General features: G+C 71.0%; 18 protein-coding genes. 10 read left to right on the forward strand and 8 right to left on the reverse strand.

Annotation, left to right across the window (positions count from 1 at the left end):
• Nucleotides 1-201 precede the first annotated feature (201 nt).
• Entirely contained in the window at nt 202-654 is a 453-nt protein-coding gene (locus tag HUT10_RS47380) for a VOC family protein (RefSeq protein ID WP_176177193.1), read from the forward strand.
• Here HUT10_RS47380 and HUT10_RS47385 read toward each other — a convergent pair.
• Both HUT10_RS47385 and HUT10_RS47390 read right to left on the reverse strand, forming a co-directional pair.
• On the reverse strand, nt 646-1,671 hold the full coding sequence (locus tag HUT10_RS47385; protein ID WP_368660815.1) for a helix-turn-helix transcriptional regulator: 1,026 nt from the start codon (nt 1,669-1,671) through the stop codon (nt 646-648). The two genes, HUT10_RS47380 and HUT10_RS47385, sit on opposite strands and share 9 nt — an antisense overlap.
• A 157-nt stretch (nt 1,672-1,828) precedes the next feature.
• Complete coding sequence (locus HUT10_RS47390; protein WP_176177195.1) at nt 1,829-2,527, reverse strand: SDR family NAD(P)-dependent oxidoreductase; 699 nt, start codon at nt 2,525-2,527, stop codon at nt 1,829-1,831.
• Between the two features lie 113 nt (nt 2,528-2,640).
• Here HUT10_RS47390 and HUT10_RS47395 point away from each other — a divergent pair, with 113 nt between their 5' ends.
• A complete protein-coding gene (locus HUT10_RS47395) occupies nt 2,641-3,522 on the forward strand; it encodes a helix-turn-helix transcriptional regulator (RefSeq protein WP_254897357.1) in 882 nt (293 codons plus the stop codon).
• A 33-nt stretch (nt 3,523-3,555) separates the two neighbouring features.
• Here HUT10_RS47395 and HUT10_RS47400 read toward each other — a convergent pair whose 3' ends face one another.
• Nucleotides 3,556-4,176 (reverse strand): TetR/AcrR family transcriptional regulator, encoded by a 621-nt coding sequence (locus HUT10_RS47400; RefSeq protein WP_176177196.1) that lies wholly within the window; start codon nt 4,174-4,176, stop codon nt 3,556-3,558.
• A 75-nt stretch (nt 4,177-4,251) separates the two neighbouring features.
• Between HUT10_RS47400 and HUT10_RS47405 the strand changes: the two genes are divergently transcribed.
• On the forward strand, nt 4,252-4,962 hold the full coding sequence (locus HUT10_RS47405; protein ID WP_176177197.1) for an alpha/beta fold hydrolase: 711 nt from the start codon (nt 4,252-4,254) through the stop codon (nt 4,960-4,962).
• Nucleotides 4,963-5,013: 51 nt separating this feature from the next.
• On the opposite strand, the gene HUT10_RS47410 is transcribed toward HUT10_RS47405, so the two are convergent.
• Both HUT10_RS47410 and HUT10_RS47415 read right to left on the reverse strand, forming a co-directional pair.
• Nucleotides 5,014-5,361 (reverse strand): TraR/DksA C4-type zinc finger protein, encoded by a 348-nt coding sequence (locus tag HUT10_RS47410; RefSeq protein ID WP_176177198.1) that lies wholly within the window; start codon nt 5,359-5,361, stop codon nt 5,014-5,016.
• Nucleotides 5,362-5,385: 24 nt separating this feature from the next.
• Nucleotides 5,386-6,213 (reverse strand): SGNH/GDSL hydrolase family protein, encoded by an 828-nt coding sequence (locus HUT10_RS47415; protein WP_176177199.1) that lies wholly within the window; start codon nt 6,211-6,213, stop codon nt 5,386-5,388.
• An 88-nt stretch (nt 6,214-6,301) separates the two neighbouring features.
• On the opposite strand from HUT10_RS47415, the gene HUT10_RS47420 reads away from it, so the two are divergent.
• Nucleotides 6,302-6,895 (forward strand): PadR family transcriptional regulator, encoded by a 594-nt coding sequence (locus HUT10_RS47420; RefSeq protein WP_176177200.1) that lies wholly within the window; start codon nt 6,302-6,304, stop codon nt 6,893-6,895.
• 59 nt (nt 6,896-6,954) lie between these two features.
• Here the strand turns inward: HUT10_RS47420 and HUT10_RS47425 are convergent, their stop codons facing one another.
• Nucleotides 6,955-7,404 (reverse strand): MarR family winged helix-turn-helix transcriptional regulator, encoded by a 450-nt coding sequence (locus HUT10_RS47425; protein ID WP_176177201.1) that lies wholly within the window; start codon nt 7,402-7,404, stop codon nt 6,955-6,957.
• 472 nt (nt 7,405-7,876) lie between these two features.
• Here HUT10_RS47425 and HUT10_RS47430 point away from each other — a divergent pair, with 472 nt between their 5' ends.
• Nucleotides 7,877-8,515, forward strand: coding sequence for an amidohydrolase family protein (locus HUT10_RS47430; protein WP_254897358.1), 639 nt, complete (start codon nt 7,877-7,879; stop codon nt 8,513-8,515).
• A gap of 118 nt (nt 8,516-8,633) precedes the next feature.
• A complete protein-coding gene (locus tag HUT10_RS47435; RefSeq protein ID WP_176177202.1) occupies nt 8,634-10,550 on the forward strand; it encodes a glycosyltransferase family 39 protein in 1,917 nt (638 codons plus the stop codon).
• Between the two features lie 9 nt (nt 10,551-10,559).
• Here HUT10_RS47435 and HUT10_RS47440 read toward each other — a convergent pair whose 3' ends face one another.
• A complete protein-coding gene (locus tag HUT10_RS47440; RefSeq protein WP_176177203.1) occupies nt 10,560-11,309 on the reverse strand; it encodes a GAF and ANTAR domain-containing protein in 750 nt (249 codons plus the stop codon).
• A gap of 237 nt (nt 11,310-11,546) precedes the next feature.
• On the opposite strand from HUT10_RS47440, the gene HUT10_RS47445 reads away from it, so the two are divergent.
• The 4 genes from HUT10_RS47445 to HUT10_RS47460 all read left to right on the forward strand — a co-directional run bounded on the left by HUT10_RS47445 (nt 11,547) and on the right by HUT10_RS47460 (nt 16,230).
• Nucleotides 11,547-12,644, forward strand: coding sequence for a ferredoxin reductase (locus tag HUT10_RS47445; RefSeq protein ID WP_176177204.1), 1,098 nt, complete (start codon nt 11,547-11,549; stop codon nt 12,642-12,644).
• A gap of 16 nt (nt 12,645-12,660) precedes the next feature.
• Nucleotides 12,661-13,926: an acyl-CoA desaturase gene (locus tag HUT10_RS47450; protein WP_176177205.1), complete on the forward strand. Its 1,266-nt coding sequence runs from the start codon at nt 12,661-12,663 to the stop codon at nt 13,924-13,926.
• 320 nt (nt 13,927-14,246) lie between these two features.
• Nucleotides 14,247-15,500, forward strand: coding sequence for a sialidase family protein (locus HUT10_RS47455; protein ID WP_254897359.1), 1,254 nt, complete (start codon nt 14,247-14,249; stop codon nt 15,498-15,500).
• Nucleotides 15,501-15,624: 124 nt separating this feature from the next.
• On the forward strand, nt 15,625-16,230 hold the full coding sequence (locus tag HUT10_RS47460) for a hypothetical protein (RefSeq protein WP_176177206.1): 606 nt from the start codon (nt 15,625-15,627) through the stop codon (nt 16,228-16,230).
• Between the two features lie 50 nt (nt 16,231-16,280).
• On the opposite strand, the gene HUT10_RS47465 is transcribed toward HUT10_RS47460, so the two are convergent.
• A complete protein-coding gene (locus HUT10_RS47465) occupies nt 16,281-19,094 on the reverse strand; it encodes an AbfB domain-containing protein (RefSeq protein WP_176177207.1) in 2,814 nt (937 codons plus the stop codon).
• Nucleotides 19,095-19,219: the final 125 nt, after the last annotated feature.

Consider the following 19,219-nt stretch of genomic DNA (forward strand, 5'->3'; position numbering starts at 1 on the left):
CGAACTCCCAGATGATCGAGCACTCCGGCTCGTGGTGCCGAGATCCTAGGAATCCGGCCCCCTGCTGGCAATCTCGACAGGCCCGGGCGGTCCGGCGGAAAACAGCGGTACGGCCGAAGCGCCGAGCGAGGGCAGCGCCCATTGGTCGCGGTGGCCCAATCCGGACAGGTTGTGTCCGGTATCGGGGATAGCGTCGCGATCATGACACCGAACACCGTCCAGCTGGCCTCCGTCCGCGTGATCACCGACGACCTGCCGCGGCTCGTCCGCTTCTACGCGGTCCTCACCGGCGCCACCCCGCAGTACCTGACCGACGACTTCGTCGAGCTGGTGACACCGTCCGCGACCTTCGCGCTCAGCACGCCGGAGCGGGTCGCTTTCATCACGGACAACCCACCGCGGGCGGCCGCCAACCGCACCGCCATCGTCGAGTTCGTCGTGGAGGACGTCAAAGCCCTGTTCGCCCACTTGAAGGCCGAACTCGGCGACGACCTCGACATCGTGCAGGAGCCGACGTTGATGCCCTGGGGCAACCTGTCCGTCCTGATCCGCGACCCCGAAGGCGCACTCGTCAACCTCTACACACCGGTCACGCCGCAGGCGCGGCAACTGCAGCAGAACCGCACACCCCAGATGCCACCGGTCCTACGCTGAGTTGTCGCCGGCAGCGACGATCAGCTTCCGTCCCAGCGCGGCAACGACGCCGTGCAGAGCTTCGGGCTGCTCGATGACGAACGGCCGATCGAGAGCGGCCAACCTGCTCGCGACCCATTCCAGTCGTTCCGCACGGACGAAAATCCTCAGCCACTGACCGTTCCCGGAGACGCCGGCCACCGGTTCGACCGACGCCAGCGTCTCCGGGAACAACCCCCGCACCTGCGTGGCGTCGGCGTCGACGAGCACGGACACCTCATGCCGCCCGGGCCCCGCGGCGAGCGGGCCCAGCACCCGCTGGACCGGGTTCAGGTCGTCCGGCACCTCGAAGGTGCCGTCCAGCAGGCGCAGGCCGGCGATGCGGTCGAGGCGGAACGTCCGCTCCGCCTGGCGGTCGACGTCGTGGCCGGTGAGGTAGAGCAGCCCCTGCACGGCAACGATGCCGTGCGGGTGGACGGTGCGTGACCGGGCACGTCCGTGCCGCGGCAGGTAGTCGAAGGCAATCGGACGCCGGTCCCGCGCCGCCTGCGCCAGTCCGAGAAGCACTCTCGCGCCGGCCTCCTCGCCGCCCTCGGTGCGCTCGGCCTCGCCGATCCGGCCGCCCGTGAAGTTCACGGTTTCGACCACCGCGTCGATCTGCCGGGCCAGGGCGGGCGGCAGCACCCGGCGCACCTTCGAGGTGGCGGCCTCCACGTCACCGATCGAGGCCGGCCCGGACCTCGACCGGCCCGTCTGGAGAAGCCCCCAGACGACCGCCAGCGCTTCCTCGTCGGTGAGCATCAACGGGGGCATCCGGTAGTGGCGCGCCAGCCGGTAACCGCCGTGCCGGCCACGCACGGAATCCACCGGGATGCCGAGATCACGCAGGTGCTCCACGTACCGGCGCACCGTGCGTCCGTCCACGTTCAACCGCTCGGCCAGCTCGGCCGAGGTCCGGGTGCCACCGGACTGCAGTAGCTCGAGCAACGTCAGCACCCGAGCTGTCGGCCGTGCCACGTCAGTGACCCGCCCACACACCGGAACTGGGCCACCCCGGCTCGATGAACGCCCGCAACTCCTCGCAGAACACCTCAGCGCGCACCATTTGCCCATCCTCGGCCCGGGAGATCGAATAGTCAGGCGACACGCTCTGGGGGCCTGCGCCCCGCCTGTGGACGACCGCCGCGATCCGCCCTCAGGACCAGGCGACCTCGCCCGTCCGGTCGACGAACCGCCCCGAGCCGGCGCCGGGCCGCTCGGTGGCCAGTCCGACGATGGCGTCGGTGCCCTCGGTGACGGTCTGCGGGCCGCTGTGGCCGTTGAGGTCGGTCGCCGTGTAGCCGGGGTCGGCGGCGTTGACGCGGATGCCGGGAAACGCTTTCGCGTACTGCGTGGTCAGCATCGTCAGCGCCGCCTTCGAGGCGGTGTAGAGCGGCGCGACGACCTTGGACTCGGCCCGCGACGGGTCGTGGGTCAGGGCGAGCGACCCCATGCCGCTGCTGACGTTGATGATGACGGGATCCGCCGACCGGCGCAGGAGCGGCAGGAACGCGGTGGTCGTCCGGACGACTCCGGCGACGTTGACGTCGAAGACACCGAGCGCTTCGGCGCCGGTCAGGCCGGAGGGATCGCCGGCCGGGCCGTGGATGCCCGCGTTGTTGATCAGCACGTCGATCGCGCCCTCGTGCTCGGCGACGTCGGCCGCCGCGGCGGCGACGGACGCGTCGTCGGTCACGTCGATGGACACGAATCGCGCGCCGACCGCGGCGGCGGCCCTCGCCCCGGCCTCCGGGTCGCGGGCTCCGAGCAGCACGGTGTGGCCGGCTTCGACGAGACGGCGGGCGGTCTCGCGGCCGAGACCCTTGTTCGCTCCGGTGATGAAGGTGATCGTCATGCCGTCGATCCTCGGCCCGCCGAGCGCGGCCGGCCAGGGATGCCCCGACGGTAGGAACAGCAGTACCACCGTCGTGGCCGGGCCCGGCGTCCGTGGCGGGGCAAGATGGGGTCGTGACCACGACACCCGGGACCGGGCTGGGCGCGATGATCCGCACCTGGCGGGATCGCCTGCCGCCGTCGGCCGCGGCGTTGCCGGTGAGCCGCAACCGCCGCACGGCCGGGCTGCGCCGCGAGGAGCTCGCCGACCTCGCCGGCCTGTCGGTCGACTACGTCGTGCGCCTGGAGCAGGGCCGGGCCACCACGCCCTCGGTGCAGGTGGTCGCCTCCCTCGCGCGGGCCCTGCAACTCTCGGCCTCCGAACGGGATCACCTGTACCGGCTCGCCGGGCTCACCCCGCCTGCGGACGGCACGGTCTCCGACCACATCCCGCCCGGCGTCCACCGGGTGCTCTCCCGGCTCGGCGACGTCGCGGTCGCGGTGTTCGCGGCCGACTGGCAGCTGGTCTGGTGGAACCGCAGCTGGGCCGCGCTGCTGGGCGATCCCTCGTCGTCGGAACCCCGCCTGCGCAACTTCGCCCGCGACCGCTTCCCGCTGGACGCGGGCCCCGCTCGCCTGGCCCGGTGGCCGGTGACCGAACTCGACGCCGGGACCACGGACCTCGCCGTCGTCGCCGACCTGCGCCGCGCCACCGGACGGTTCCCGCACGATGCCCGCCTCGCCGGGCTGATCCGCGAGCTGACCGCGGGCAACAGGCGGTTCGCGCAGCTGTGGGCCACCGGCGCGGTGGCCGCTCACCGCGAGGACGAGAAGACGATCGACCACCCTTCGGTGGGCCCGATCGAGGTGAACTGCGACGTGCTGGGAGACGGGGACACCGAGCTCAAGATCGTGATCATGACCGCCGCTCCCGGCAGTGCCGCCGAGACCAAGCTGCGGCTGGCCGCGGCCACCGGTCCCGTGAGCTTGGATCGGGCCGGCCGGTCCGGTTTTTAGAGCTTGGGCGAGGTCCGTTGCGGGCGTGAGCGGTCAGCCTGCCGGCCGGAGGAGCGCCGTTCGCAGGGATGCGAGCAGCCAGCCCTCGGCCTTGTCGAGGGACCAGTTGTTGTCGTCGGTGAGCATGAAGTACGCCGCGTTGCTGAGGTGGAACCACAGCGTATCGGTGGCCGCTTCGGCGTCGACGTCGTCGCGAAGGGCAGCCAGGTCGGCCAGGCGTCGCGCGGTGAGGTCCAGGCCGGTGCGAAGGCTGGCGTGGGCGGCACGCAGGGCCCGGGCCGCAGCCGGGTCGTGGGGTGCGGTGTCGGTGATCACGCGCATGAGGTCCCGGGCGTTCTCGAACCGGACGCGGGTGGCGTGGGTGATGAAACGGAGCAGCTCGTCGGCGTCCTCGAAGGACGAGATGCGGGCGTAGGTCTCTTCGACGTCCAGCGCGGTGGTCCTGGCTTCGATGATCGCGGTGAGCAGGCCCTGCTTCCCCCCGACGACGGCGTACACCGAGGCGGGGGCGACCCGGGCGGCCGCGGCGATGTCGTCGACCGTCGTCGCGAAGTATCCCTTGGCGACGAACAGTTCCCGGGCGGCGTCGTGGATGGCCTGCCGGGTCGCGGCGGCGTATTCGGCTCGCCTGCCGCCGGTGTTCTTGGTGGGCACCGTGGTAGCGTAGCTCTCGACTCGCTGGAGTGTGACTCCAGTGAGTGGATGGCTACTTCAGTCAGAGGGGGATCGGTGGACTACGTCTTCGTACCGGGCGCGTGGCACGGCGGGTGGGCCTGGCACCCGGTGGCGCGGCGGATCGCCGGCGCGGGCCACCGGGCCGTCGCACTGACGATGCCCGGCATGTCGGCGGGGGACGACCCGCGCGAGGTGCGGTTGGCGGACGCCGTGGCGTACCTGGTCGCCGAGGTCGAGCGGCGGGACCTGACCGACGTCGTGCTGGTGGGCCACAGCTGGGGCGGCATCCCGATCGCCGGTGCCGCCCGGAGGCTGGGGGAGCGGCTGGGCGCCGTCGCGATGGTCAGCGCGTTCGTGCCGCGGGCGGGCGAGTCGATGGCCGACGCCATGGGGCCCGAGGTCGGTGCCTACCTCCGCGCCACGATCGAGGCGTCGGCGAACTTCGCCTTCGAGCTGGACTTCGCCGCGTTCCGTGAGTCGCTCATGCAGGACGAGCCCGAGCAGGTGCAGCGGCTGGTCCACGAACTGCTGGTGCCGCAGCCGGGCGGCTACATGCTCGACGCCCTCGGCGAGGTCGGCTTGGCCGGCCTCGACGTGCCGATGACGTACCTCCTCGCCGAGCGCGACCAGGCGCTCGCCCGGCCCGGCGCGGAGCTGGCCGCCCGGCTCGGCGTCGAGCCGGTTCTCGTGCCGGGAACGCACGAGGCGATCATCACGCACGCCGACGACGTCGCGAAGGCGCTCCTGGCGCAGCCGGAGAGGTGAGCGCGATCGCCCGGGACGTCGAGCTGCCGTCCGATTCGGACACCCGCGTCGTCATCTCCGGTTCGCGCAGGTGATGCAGATCCGCGTGGCCGGCAGGGCGAGCAGCCGGTCCTCCGCGATCGGGCCGCCACAGCGTTCACAGACTTCGTAGACACCGGCGTCCACCCGGTCGGCGGCCTTCCCGAGCGCCGCGAGGTCGTCCTGCGCCTGCCGCAGCAAGGCCTGGACCTGTGCCCGCTCGAAGGCGATGGTCGCGCCTTCGGGGTCGTGTTCGTCGTCGCCGCTGTCGAACTGGGACGCCGCCACGATGTCGTCGCGTTGCCGAGCCAACGCCGTGACCAGCCGCTCGGTCTCGGCGCGGGCCCCCTCGATCAACTCCTCCGCGACGCGCTTCTCCACGCTTTCCGACGATACGCCGGGCGCTCAGGTCGCCGGCGCGCTCGTCCGGTCCGGCGGCGGCTCGATGCGGTGGAGCTGGGGGTGTTTGGCCGTGCGCTGGTCTCCGGAGGACTGGCCGCGCAGGCGCCTGCCGAGCCAGGGGCCGAGGAAGGTGGCCGCCCAGCGCAGTTCCGCGGTGGCGCGCCACTGCGTCGACGGTGGGGCGGGCAACGGTGGTGCCGGTTCGTTCCAGGAATCGTTGCTGCCCGGCAGTTGCAGGGCGTGCGCGACCGCGTCGGCGATCAGTTGGTGCCCGAGGGGGCTGCAGTGCAGCCGGTCCTCGCTCCAGAACCGGCGGTCGGCGACGGAGGGGTGCCGGGCGATCTCCGCGACGGCGACTCCGTGCCGGGCGGCGGCGGCGCGGATCCGGTCGTTGATGTCGAGGATGCGGGAGCGGACCGGCCGGGCGAGCGGGATGATCCTGGTGAGGTCGGGAAAGGTCAGGGTCGCGACGCGGGCTCCGGACTCGGTGAGCGCGGCGAACATCGCTTCCAGGTGATCGGCCACCGTGGCGGGTTCGACCCGGAGCCGGAGCAGGTCGTTGACCCCGGCGACGACGGTGGCCAGGTCGGGACGCAGGGCGAGAGCCGGCCCGAGTTGCTCGGCCCGGACTTCGCCCGCGCGGCGGCCGCGGACGGCGAGGTTGGCGTACCGGAGGTCGGGATTGGCGATGGCGAGGTGTTCGGCGAGCCGGTCGGCCCAGCCCCGGAGGCCCACGATGTCGTCACCGTCGCCGACGCCTTCGGTTTGGCTGTCACCCAATGCGACGTAGCGCAGGTACTTGCCGCTCCGAACGGGCTCCTCGGTCCTCACCGCAGCCTCCTCCTAGTCATAATGTTGACTAATCATAACCAGGCCTATGATGGGCTTGCCCCGGTGTCGACGACGAGGAGATGCGCCGGTGAGTCTGCGGCATGCGGTGCTCGCGGCGTTGCTGTCCGGCGAGTACAGCGGCTACGAGCTGGCCAAGGCGTTCGACGTGGGTGTCGCCAACTTCTGGTACGCCCGGCCGCAGCAGCTCTACCTGGAGCTGTCCAAGCTCGAGAACGACGGGTTGATCAGCGGCCGGGAGGTGGTCCAGCAGGCCCGTCCCAACAAACGGCTGTTCACGGTCACCGACGCCGGCCTCGCCGAACTGGCGCACTTCGCCGCCACCGCGAGCAAGCCGTCGTTCATCCGCGACGACCTGCTGGTCAAGGTCCAAGCCGTCGACCACATCGACGCGGCACCGGTGATCGCGCAACTGGAGCAACGAGCCGCGGCGGCCGCGGCCAAGGTGGAGATCCTCGACAAGATCCTGCGGCGGTACCGCGGTGATCTCGACGAGGAGACCTACCTGCGCGACGGATCTCCGATCGGGCCCTACCTGACGTGCTTGCGCGGCCGTCGGTTCGAGCAGGAACACCACGACTGGTCGGTGCGGGCCGCCGCCCTCCTGCGTGACCGGGCGACGCGCGACGATGATCCGGTGCCTGCCACGGATCAATCCCGGTAGCGCTGTCGGCCGGCATCCATCCACAAAGGACTCATGAGCGGCCTGGACGACCGCGGGAACTATCGAGTGCCACTGCCGCCGGAGCGGGTGACCAGGTGGGTTTCGATGTGGCGGAGGGCGGACACAACGGGGTCGATGTCGTCGGTTTCGCTCACGGCCCCGTCGAGCAGCCGGGACCAGATGAGGCGTAGCTGCTGCAGGTTCTCGTGCGCTTTTTCGGTGGAGTACAGGCGCACCCGCCGCGCGTCGTGGGGATCGACCTCGCGGCGCAGCAGGCCTTTTTGCTCCAAACCCCGGACCGCTCTGCTGAAGTTGCTGGAGATCAGCTGCGTGGCCTCGGCCGCCGCCCTGGCCGTCGTGCCCGGGTGACGGTCGACGAACCGCATCACGGCGCCTTCCAAGGGGGTTCCGCTCTCGCCTTCGGCTTCCTTGGCCGCCTCGATGTGGCGGCCCACCGCCAAGATCAGATCCGCCAGCTCGAACAGCCGCGCAGTGCGTCCCTCGTCCACTCGGACAGGCTAACTTTGCTGTCAAGTGATAGTTGTCACCTGACAGCGAACTTGTGGTGGGGTGGGAGGCGTCGATAGGTTGTCTATCGAATGATAACTATCAGCTGATCGGGTATTCGGCCCCGCAAGGACTCACCATGACTCTCATCGCCATCGAAGAGCACTGGATCATGCCGGAGCTCACCACTGCGCTCAAAGCCGTGCCGCACCCGGACGAAAGCCTGTTCTTCAACGAGATGGGCGACCACGGGCAGCGTCTGGAAGATCTCGGTGACGGCCGGATCGCCGCCATGGACGCGCAGGGCATCGACGTGTCGATACTCGCCCTGACCCCACCGGGAACCCACCCGCTGCCCGCCGACCAGGCCGTGCGGCTGAGCCGCGCGGCCAACGACATCGCCGCCGCGGCCGTCGACGGCAACCCGGCCCGGTTCCGCGCGCTGTCGACCTTGCCCCTGTCCGCCCCCAACACGTGGCCGGCGAACTCGCCAGGGCCGCCGGCCTGGGCCACGTCGGCACCATGGTCTACGGCCGATCCGGTGACCGCTTCCTCGACGATCCGGTCTACGAGGACTTCTTCGCCGCGGCCGCGGAACTCGGTCAACCGGTCTTCATCCACCCGCAGATTCCCTCGTCCGCGCTGCGTGACGCCTCCTACCGTGGTTTCGACGACCTGACCGACCTCGGCCTGGCCACCTTCGGCTGGGGGTGGCACCTGGACACCGCCACCGCGGCGCTGCGCCTCATCCTGCGCGGCACCTTCGACCGGCACCCGCAACTGCAGATCGTGCTCGGGCACTGGGGTGAGCTGCTGCTGTTCTGGCTGGACCGGGCCGACAGCCTCTCCCGCGTCGCCCACCTGCAACGGCCGGTGACCGACTACATCCGGTCGAACTTCCACATCACCAGCTCCGGCATGTTCAACCCCGCCCTGCTGCACCACGTCCTCTCGGTGACCACCACGGATCGGTTGCTCTTCTCCACCGACTACCCCTTCCAGCAGCCCACCCGGGACGAGATCACCTCCTTCCTCGGGCGCTTCGCCTCCGACGAGGACCGGCGCAAGTTCTCCTCGGCCAACGCCGCTGCTCTCTTCGGCCTCGACTTCTGATCGGGCAGGAGCCGGCCATCGTCCGTGCGGTCGCCGACCGGCTCAACCCCCGGGTGGACGGCCCCTTCAATCCGCAGCTTGAAGATTCCGGCGGCGTGGCGCCCTAGCGTTCCCGGCGGTGACCGGAGGGGGAGACGTGGTGGGGATGGCCGAGGTGCGGACCGGGCGGGGCGAGCGGATCGCGGTGGGGGTGATCTCGGCCGTCGCCGCTGTGGTGTGGGGCTGGGCACTGGGGAGCCGGGCGCTGCAGCCGTACTACGCGGCGGCCGTGCATTCGATGTCGCACGACGCCACGGCGTTCTTCTTCGCGGGCTTCGACCCGGCGGGAGTCGTCACGGTCGACAAACCGCCGCTCGCCTTCTGGATGCAGGCGCTCGGCGTGGCCGTCTTCGGGTTCCACCCGTGGGCGATCGCCCTGGTCCAGGTCGTCGAGGGCGTGGCCGCGGTGCTCGTGCTGCACCGGGTGGTGCGCCGCTGGGCCGGCGCGCGGACCGCGTTGCTCGCCGCGGCGCTCTTCGCGCTGACGCCGATCGTCGCGGCGATCAACCGCGACAACCTGCCCGACACCCTTTTGCTGCTCCTGCTGTTGCTCGCCGCGTACTGCGTCACCCGGGCCATCGACGACGCCCGGTGGCTCGTCGGCGCGGGGGTCTTCGTCGGACTGGGCTTCCTCACGAAAATGCTCGCCGCGTGGATCGTGCTGCCGGGTCTGGCGTTGGCGTTCTTCGTCGCGGCGCCCGGCTCACGCGGCCGGCGGCTGGCCTGGCTCGGGCTGGCCGGCGCGGTGACGCTCGCCGTGTCGCTGTCGTGGCCGGTCGTCGTCACCGTGTGGCCGGGCGCCAAGCCGTTCGTCGGCAGCACCACGGACGGGTCGGTGTGGCAGCTGGCCTTCGGCTACAACGGCCTGACGCGGCTGGTCGGCGGCACGACCGGAATCGGCGGCGGCTACAGCGCCACGGCCGGCGCGGCACTCGGCGGCGTCGCCGGCCCGCTGCGGCTGTTCGACGCGGAGGTCGGCGGGCAGATCGCCTGGCTGCTGCCGCTCGCGGTGGTGTCCTTGGTCGTCGCCGCGTGCCGCGCGCGCGGAGCCGCGCCGCGGACGAAGGCGGGCTGGGTGCTGTGGGGTGGCTGGCTGATCGCCGGGGCAGCGGTGTTCTCGTTCACCGGCGGCATCTTCCACGCGTACTACACCGCCGAGCTGGCCCCGGCCATCGCGGCACTCGCCGCCGCGGGCCTGGTCACGGCCGCGAGCTGGTCCCGCGGCCGGGCCCGGTTCGTCCTGCCGGCCGCGGTGGCGGGGACGGCGGTGCTCGCCTACGTCCTGCTCCACCGGACCCCGGACTGGCTGCCGTGGCTGCGGTACACCGTGGCGGCGCTGGCGTTGCTCGCCGTCGTCGCGGCGCTCGTGCGGGCTACCCGCGTCGCAGCCGTGATCGGCCTGGTCGCCGTCGTGGCCGGGCCGGCGGCCTTCGTCGCCGACACCGCGGTGCGGCCGAAGAGCGTGCTGGAGAGCGCCGACCCGGCTGCCGGGCCACCGTCGACGGCCGCGCTGCACACCATCGTCGGCGCCAACACCGGTGCGGGTGCCGCGGCCGGGTACGTCCGGTTCATCGACAGCGCGTACCGGCTCGGCGCCGGTCAGCGCCAGGTGCTCGCGTTCGCGCAGGCGTCGCCGGCCGAGATCACCCTGGCGGTGGAGGGCGGCACGTACGGGGCGGACCCGTTCCTGCTGAACACCGACGCACGTGTGGCGCCGCTCGGCGGCTACCTCGGCTTCGACCCGGCGCCGCCGGCCGCGGAGCTCCCGCAGTGGGTCGCGGCCGGGAAGCTGCGGTTCGTGCTGCTGCCGCAGGTGTTCGTCGACATCGCCCGCGCCGGGGCGAAGCAGGCCACCACCGCGACGGCGGCCGACGCGGGGGAGCTGACCCGGCGGGTCAGGTGGGAGGCGAGGAACTGCCGCCCGGTACCGCCGGCGCGGATCGGCCCGGACGCGGCCACGGCCGGCGTGCTGTTCGACTGCGGCGTCAGTCCGTGACCTCGACCGTTACGAGGTCGATGGCCGCTGCTGCGTGGCCGTGGTCACGAAGTTCTGGGCGACTTCCCGCAGTTTCAGGTTCTGCTCCTGCGACGCCTTGACCAGCAGCTCGAAAGCCTCCTCGGACGGGATGCAGTGCAGGGCCATGAGGATGCCCTTCGCCTGGTCGATCACCGCGCGGGACGTCAGCGCGGTGCGCAGCTGGCCCATGGTCTCGCGGGCGACCTGGTGCCGCCGGGTGCTGCGCAGCGCGCCTTCGGCCGCGGCGGTGTACAGGTCGAGCAGGGCCGCGTCGAGGGCGCCGAAGCTGTTGCCGCCGGTGTCGTACAGGTTGAGCGAGCCGTGGTACTGGTGGTCGACGACCAGCGGGGCGGACAGGTAGGCGACGACCGTGGACTCGGCCGCGGCCGCGGCGAACTCCGGCCATCGGTGTGCCACCTCGGTCACCCGGACCTGCTGGAGTTCGCCGGTCCGGGCGGCCTCCAGGCAGGGTCCCCGGCCCGCCTCGTACTGTGCCCGGTCGACCCGGTGCGCGCTGTCGTCGGTGGCGGTCGCCGTGTACGGCGCCCCGTCGCGCATCAGCGTGATACTCGCGATTTCCGCGTCCGGCACCGCGTGGATGACCTGACGGCACACCCGCTGCAGAGCCGTCAGCAGCTCCTCTTCCTCCACGAAGGTGTCGGCCAGCCGATCCAGCGCGGCGGTGACGTCGTCGACTCTTCGTACGGCGTCCCGCTCCCGAAGCAGGTTGTCTTCCATGTGGGGCTCCCTCGAGGTGGGCGCTCGGCACCCGGGCGTGCGCGCAGCGTGTGGACCAGGTCATGGCCCGTTCCCGGAGCACCACAGTAAATGGTGCTCGGACCGGGCCGCCGATCGAGCCGAAGCCGGTCCGCGGCCACTCGCGCTGCGCATTGAGTGCACGCCTGTACACTCAATTGGCATGTTCGCCTTCGACTGGCCCGGCAGCGCCGCCCGCCGCGTCCGGGGTGGTGCGTGATGGCCGAAACGGGGATGCGCCCTCCGGCGTCGCCGCTGCGGCGCCGGGCGTTGCGCGCGCTGCGCTGGCTGTTCACCCCGCTGCGGCCGGACGACTACCTGGAACTGATCAACCCCCTGTGGTCGACCCGGGAGCTGCGCGGGCGGGTCGAGCGGGTCGAACCCGAGCGCGGCGGGGCGGCCACCGTGCTGATCCGCCCCGGCTACGACTGGGTCGGGCACCGGCCCGGTCAGTACGTGCGGCTGGGCGTGGTCATCGACGGCGTCCACCACTGGCGGGCGTACTCCCTGACCTCGAGCCCGGACCGCGCGGACGGGCTCATCTCGGTCACGCCCAAGAAGGTCGACGGCGGGGTCGTCTCGCCGTACCTGGTCGAGCAGGCGCGGCCGGGTGAGCTGGTCCGGCTCGGCGAGGTCGAAGGGTCGTTCACGCTGCCGGACCGGCTCGGCCGCGGCCTGCTGTTCGTCACGGCGGGCAGCGGCATCACCCCGGTGATGAGCATGCTCCGGCACCTGGCGGACGGCCCGGGGCTGCACGACGTCGTGCACATCCACTCCGCGCGGGACGAGGACGGCGTCATCTTCGGCGACGAACTGGCCGCGCTCGAGAAGCAGCACGAGGGCTTCCGGCTCCAGTTGCGCATCACCGGCCGGGACGGCCGGTTCACCCCGGCCGAGCTGGACACCCGGTGCCCGGACTGGCGGGAGCGGGAAAGCTACGCCTGCGGCCCCGGCGAGCTCCTCGACGCACTCCAGGCGCACTGGACCGAGCACGGCACCGCCGTCCGGCTGCACCACGAGCGGTTCCAGCCCATCGTCGGCGGGGACGGCGCCGAAGGGGCAGGGGGGACGGTGCACTTCACCCACCGCAACGTCGACGCGGACTGCCCGCCCGGCACCCCGATCCTCGTCGCCGGCGAGGACGCGGGCGTGGCCATGCCATTCGGCTGCCGGGTGGGTGTCTGCCACACGTGCGTGCTGCCGATCCGGGAAGGGCGGATCCGCGACCTGCGCACCAACGTCGTCAGCGAGATGCACAACGAGATCGTGCGCACCTGCGTGCACGGCGCCGAAGGCCGGGTCACGGTCGACCTCTGAGCGCGGAAAGGAACCCATGTCCCCGACAACGCACCCGTTCGCCCACCTGAACGAGGCCCAGCTCGCCGAGCTCGCCCGCGAGTTCGACGCCATCCACGACCGGGTCCGCGCCGACCTCGGCGAGCGCGACCGCCGGTACATCAAGGGCGTCATCCGGCTGCACCGGCAGATCGCGGTCGCGGGCCGGGTCCTGCTGCTCGGCTCCCGGTCCAAAGTGGCCTGGACGGCGGGCACCGGCTGCCTGGCGGTCGCGAAGATCCTGGAGAACATGGAGATCGGGCACAACGTCCTGCACGGCCAGTGGGACTGGATGAACGACCCCGCCATCCATTCGTCCACTTGGGACTGGGACACCGCTTCGACGGCGGCGGCGTGGAAGCACTCGCACAACTACATCCACCACACCTACACCAACATCCGCGGCAAGGACAAAGACCTCGGCTACGAGATCATGCGGATCGACCCGCACCAGCGGTGGCACCCGGCGTACCTGGCGCAGCCGCTGTACAACCTCCTGCTGATGGCCTTCTTCGAATGGGGGGTCGCGGTCCACGACCTGGACATCGAGGCCATCCGCGCCGGGAAGAAGCCGCTGAAGGACGTCTGGCACGACATCAAGGGCATCTCGGGCAAGGCCCGCGACCAGATCCTGAAGGACTACGTCGGCTGGCCGCTGGTGAGCGCGCTCGCGGCGACCGCCGTCGGCAGGCTGCGGCAGCCCGAGCCCCGTTCGCGGCGCCGGGTCCTGGCCGACCGCGCCCGCGGCCGGGGGGTGCGGGGCGCGATCCGGGCGCAGCTCGCCGCCGTCCGGAAGGAAGGCGGCGGGACGTTCGCCGCGACGTTCCGGGCCGACTTCACGGCGAACATCATCCGCAACGTGTGGGCGCATTCGATCATCTTCTGCGGCCACTTCCCCGACCAGACCTACACGTTCAGCCAGGACGAGGTCCGCGACGAAACCCGCGGCGGCTGGTACGTCCGGCAGCTGGTCGGCGCGGCGAACATCACCGGCTCCCCGCTGTTCCACCTGCTCAGCGGCAACCTCGGGTACCAGGTCGAGCACCACCTGTTCCCGGACATGCCCAGCAGCCGCTACGCCGAGATCGCCCCGCAGGTGCGCGACATCTGCCGGCGCTACGGCCTGCCGTACAACACCGGTCCGCTGTCCCGCCAGCTCGGCACGGTGCACCGCACGATCCTGCGCCTGGCCTTCCCGGGCGGGAAGCCGCGCCCGAAGCCCGGCCCCTACCGCGGTGACGAGGTGGAGCACCGCGCCGCCTGAGCGCGGCTTCGACGCCCGGGGGTCCCGCTTGTCCGGGCGGGGTTGGGTTTCCCGGCCGCCGCGAGCAGTGCGGTGGCCGGGACGGGCCGGGGCATCAGGGCCGTGTAGTTCGTCTCAAGTAAATTACATATCCTGAATTCGGCCATACGCGCCGTGGATACGGTTCCTCGTCCTTGACAGTGGCCAGGTCGGCGAGTTTAGTTCACTATCCAGACGAAGTGGTCCACCGAGGCGCTGCCGACCCCGCACCTTCTCCGCAAGAATCGAGGCCATGCACCCGGGCGTGCGTGGTGGGCGGGGGCGTCACCGAGGAGGCAATCGTGCAGGATCGCCACTCAGCACACGCAGATGATCCGCCCGGCGGCCGTTCGCAGTTTTCCCGTCGGATGTTCCTCGGCGCAGGCGCAGGCGTTGCTGTCGGGGCGACGTGGGGACTGGCCGGGCCGGCGTTCGCGGAGACGGAAAAGGTGCCTGGAGAGACTCCGTTCGGGCCCGTTGTCGTGGCGAACCCGGGAGGGTGGGCGTCCTACGCCCGGGCCGTGCGTCTTACCGCCGGGCGACCTGCCGGGATGTCGCGGACGCTGCTCGCGACGTTCCAAGGGGGAGGCGGTCCGGGTTTCCCGCTCTACCGGAGCGACGACGGTGGCCGCACCTGGGAGCAGCGGGGCAGTGTGCCCAACGCCGACGAGGCCACCGGATTCTCCCTTCAGCCGTTCCTGTACGAACTGCCCAGGGCGTTCGCCGGCTTGCCCAAGGGCGCGTTGCTCTTCGCCTGCAACTGGCTGGACAGCTTCACCAGCACCAATATCCGGCTTTATGCCAGCAAGGATGGCGGACTCACCTGGCAGTTCCTGAGCACGGTTGCCCGGGGCGGACCGCCCGACACGACGAACGGCGCGACGCCGGTGTGGGAGCCTTTCCTGCTGCTGCACGACAACAGGCTGATCTGCTACTACTCCGACCAGCGGGACCCGCGCTTCGGTCAGAAGCTCGCCCACCAGACCAGCACGGACCTGCACACGTGGGGTCCCGTGGTCGACGATGCGACCGGGCTGACGTACCCCGAACGACCGGGCATGACCACCGTGGCCAAGCTGAACAGGGGCCGGTGGATCATGACCTACGAATTCGGGGCGCCCGACGACCCGGACAACCCCGATCAAAACAATTACAGCTACCACGTGCACTACCGGATCGCGAAGGACCCGGAGTCGTTCCGGTTTTCCAGGGACACCCCGCTCCTCGACCGGAATGGTGACGCGCCGAACGGAGCGCCCGTGGTGTCGTGGACGGACTCGGGTGGGCCGAACGGAACGATCATCGTCACGGACAACGACAATCAGGACTTCTTCGTCAACCGTGACCTCGGCAACGCCGGGAAGTGGACGCGAATGTCCTCGCCCATGCCGGCGGGGTACAGCCGGTTCACCATTCCCCTCGACGACCTCCGTGGCCCTCGGAAGGGTGGCCTGGTCTTCGTGATCACGGGAGCACAGTACGGAAAAACCGCGCCGGTCGAGGCGGGCATCATCTCGGTGGACGACTGCGAAAACGCGGGCTCCCGACGGCAATAGCGATACCGCTTGCTCCGTCGACTGCGCGGGCAAGCCAGGTCGAGGACCTGCGGTTGTGGCGGGAGGCCCCCGGCGCCGCGCGCGGCGTTGGCACCGCTGTGAAGGGGCCCCGTAGACTCCCGCCATGGCCGAATCGAACTCGGTGTCTGCAGGGCAGGTCGTGGTACTGGTCGACCGCTGGCCGGATCCGGCGCCGCCCGTCGAGTTGCCGGTTCGTGGCCCGCTGCGAACGACCAGCCGCGCCGTGCTCTTGGTGCTCCTCGTCCTTTGCGCGGTGGGGGGCGTCGAGGCGAGCGTCCTGCTGTGGACGGAGCCGACCCCCGGCTGGTGGTTCTCCCTCCTCTTCACCCTCGTGTTCACGGCCCTCGTTGTCGTGCTGTGGATCGCGTATTTCGCCGCCGTCGCCCGCAGCGCTGAACGCACGCGCGCCCGCGCTCGCTGGGCGGAGGCGACGGACCGAATCGAGTTGCTCGAAGGCAGGGTCTGCGCGCGCACGGTCTCCACCATCGAGGACGGCGGTGTCGATAGCTTCACGCTCGTCGTCGACACCGAGAAGGGACGGGTGTGCGCGATGTGGGAGCGGGCGACCTCGCGATCGCCGATGCTCTTTCAGGCTCAGGTGCCGGGGGTGGGCGCGCGTGCGCGGGTATGGCGGCTCCAGGACGCGGACGGCGACGCACCGATCGTGATCGAGGTGCGCGATCCCTCGCTCGAAGAACAACGGCGATAGCGGCTCTGCGCCCGGTCCGGTGTGGAGTGTCCACACCGGACCGGCTCCGCTCACGGGGCCCAGGGGGCCGCGACGGTCCAGCTGCTGTCCGCCGTCACCGTCTGGGGACGGTCGGAACCCGTTCCGCCACCGGAAGCGATGTAGACCGCGGAATCGAAGTGGCGCAGGAACGCGCCCGGGATGTTGAGCGACTCGAACGTCACGCCGGTGCCGCCCAGCCCCGGCCGCGTGCAGAACGTCGCGTCGGCGTGCATCAGGGCCGATCCGTCGTCGACCGAGTTGCGGACGCGCCCGTCCTGGTGCCGCAGGAACTGCCCGGGGTAGTTCACCGACTCGAACGAGTAGCACGACGACTCGCCGAGCCCGCGCCGCACCGTGTATGTCGCGTCCTGCTTGAGCAACGCGCTGCTGCCGCTGTTCACCACCTCGGTGTAGGCGAGGCCGCCCGCGTGCCGGAGGTAGCGGTCGGTGTAGCCCCACGTCGTCACCCGCAGCGACTGCCGCGCGTTCACCGCCAGGGGCACCGAACTGCGCCACAGCGCCGGCGCCGAGACGTCCCAGGTCGCGTCGGCGGCGAAGCTCGTCGCGGTGTCCCACGGGTTCGGGCCGCCGCTCACGGCCAGGTACACGGTTTCGCCGTAGTGCCGAAGGTACCGGCCCGGCAGGTTGAGCGACTCGAACGACGTCCCGCCGGCGGCGAGACCCGGGCGGTCGCACCAGGTGGCGTCGGCGGCGAACGTGCCGCCGGTGTCGCTGTCGATGCGGACGCGGTTGTCGGCGTGCCGGAGGAACTTCCCGGGGAAGTTGACCGCTTCGAACGAGAAGCACCGCGGGTTCGCGAGGCCCGCGACGGTCCGGAACGAGCCGTCCTGCCGCGGTCCGTCGGCGCTGCCCGTGGTCAGCACGTCGGTGCGGGCGAACGAGTCCGCGTGCCGCAGGTACCGGTCGGTGTACCCGGGCGTGGTCACCCGGAACGACCGGATGTGGCCGAGCGTCAGCGGCACCGCGGCGTTCAGGTTCTTCGACGCGTTGATCAGGTCGGTGTGTGCCGCGCGGACCAGCGCGGTGTCGACCTTCTGCACCCGCCGGTCGTAGGTGAGCAGCCCGTTGTACTCGCCTTCGACGTCGGTGATCTCGGTGTAGACGAACGCCGAGAGGCCCTTGGTGGTCATCAGCTGTTTCGCGTCCCGGACCATGCCGGTGTAGCGGTCGTTCAGCTGCGCCGCGCTCGCCATCTGCTCGTAGGCGAAGAACCTGCCGGTGGGGCTGTACTCGTGCCCGGGGTTGCGCAGGCCGAGCCCGCCGAACTCGCCCAGCACCGACACCCGTGCCCCGGCCGGCCGGGGCGCGTCGGGCCCGGTGTACACGTGCCAGTCGATGATGTCCCCGGTGCCCGGATCGCCCTTCGACGCGCAGCAGTTGAACCCGCTGTGCGCGTCGACCAGCCGCGTCGGGTCCTGGTTCTTGATGTTCGTGGTGACGCGCCTGGTCTCGGCGAGGTTCCACTCGCCCCAGCCTTCGTTGAACGGCACGTAGGTGATGACGGCGGGGGAGAAGCGGTGCTCGTCGACGATCTCGCGTGCTTCGGTCTCGAACTCGGCGATCTGCGCGGGCGTGCGGTCGGCGTTCGCGTTCGTGGTCGACGGGATGTCCTGCCACACCAGCAGCCCCAGCTTGTCGGCCCAGTAGTACCAGCGGGCCGGCTCGACCTTGATGTGCTTGCGGACCATGGTGAAGCCCAGGTCCTTGTGCTTCTGCAGGTCCGAGGCCAGTGCGGCGTCGGTCGGCGCGGTGTACAGGCCGTCGGGCCAGAAGCCCTGGTCCAGCGTGCCGACCTGGAACACGAACTCGCCGTTGAGCGTCGGGCGCAGCACGCCGTTGACGTTCTTCGTGCCGACCTCGCGCATGCCGAAGTAGCTGACGACCTGGTCGACCGTCGTGCCCGCGGCGTCGCGCAGCGACACGCGCAGGTCGTAGAGGAACGGGTCGTCGGGTGACCACCGCCGCGCGTTCGGCACCGGCACCGAGAACTCGGTGAAGCCGCCGGTCGCGCTGCCGGCGACGGTGCCGCCGGTCACCGCTTCGGCGAGCACGGAGTAGCCGCTGACGTCTCCGCGGCCGAACACCCGCACGCGTGCGGTGTTGTCCGCGAGGTTCGGGCGGATGTCGACGGAGTAGATCGACGTCGGCGCGGTCGGCTCGAGCCAGACGGTCTGCCAGATGCCCGAAGTCGGTGTGTAGAAGATGTCCGACGGAGTGGTGGCCTGCTTGCCGACCGGCTGCTTCTCGTCGCGGCCGTTGGTCGGGTCGTAGACGCGCACGACGATCTCGTTCGCGCCGCCGTTCAGCCGCGCGGTGATGTCGGCTTCGAACCGGTCGTAGCCGCCCTTGTGCGTGGCGACCTGGACGCCGTTGACCCACACGGTGGCTTCGTAGTCGACGGCGCCGAAGTGCAGCTGCACGTGCCGCCCGGCCCAGGCCGCCGGCACGGTGAAGGTGCGGCGGTAGAACATCAGGTCGCGGTCGTCGTTGCGCATGATGCCCGACAACGCGGATTCGACCGGGTAGGGCACCAGGATGCGCTCGGGGAGGGTCTGCCCGAGCGGCGGCGCGGCGTAGCGGTCGACGCTGCCGTTCGCGCCGGTGGCGGGGTTGAGAAACTCCCACTCACCGTTGAGCGACTGCCAGTCGGGCCGCGTCATCTGGGGCCGCGGGTACTCGGGCAGCGGGTTCGTGGTGCTCACCTGCGAGGTCCACGGCGTGGACAACGGCGGTGGCTTGGGTGCGACGGCGGCGTCGGCCGCGGGCACCACGGGAACGATCGTGCACAGCAGTGCGAAAACCAGGACGAAGAGACGGCGCATCGGACTCCCCTTCGGACGCGCACGGAACCGCGCACCGGCCTGGCGGGGACGGCGAAGCACTCCGGGCGGGCGGGCACGCCGAGCCCGGAGCACTACCGCGGGCCCGTCAACCGAACGTAACACGG

The organism is Amycolatopsis sp. Hca4 (assembly GCF_013364075.1).
In the GTDB taxonomy this organism is placed as follows: domain Bacteria; phylum Actinomycetota; class Actinomycetes; order Mycobacteriales; family Pseudonocardiaceae; genus Amycolatopsis.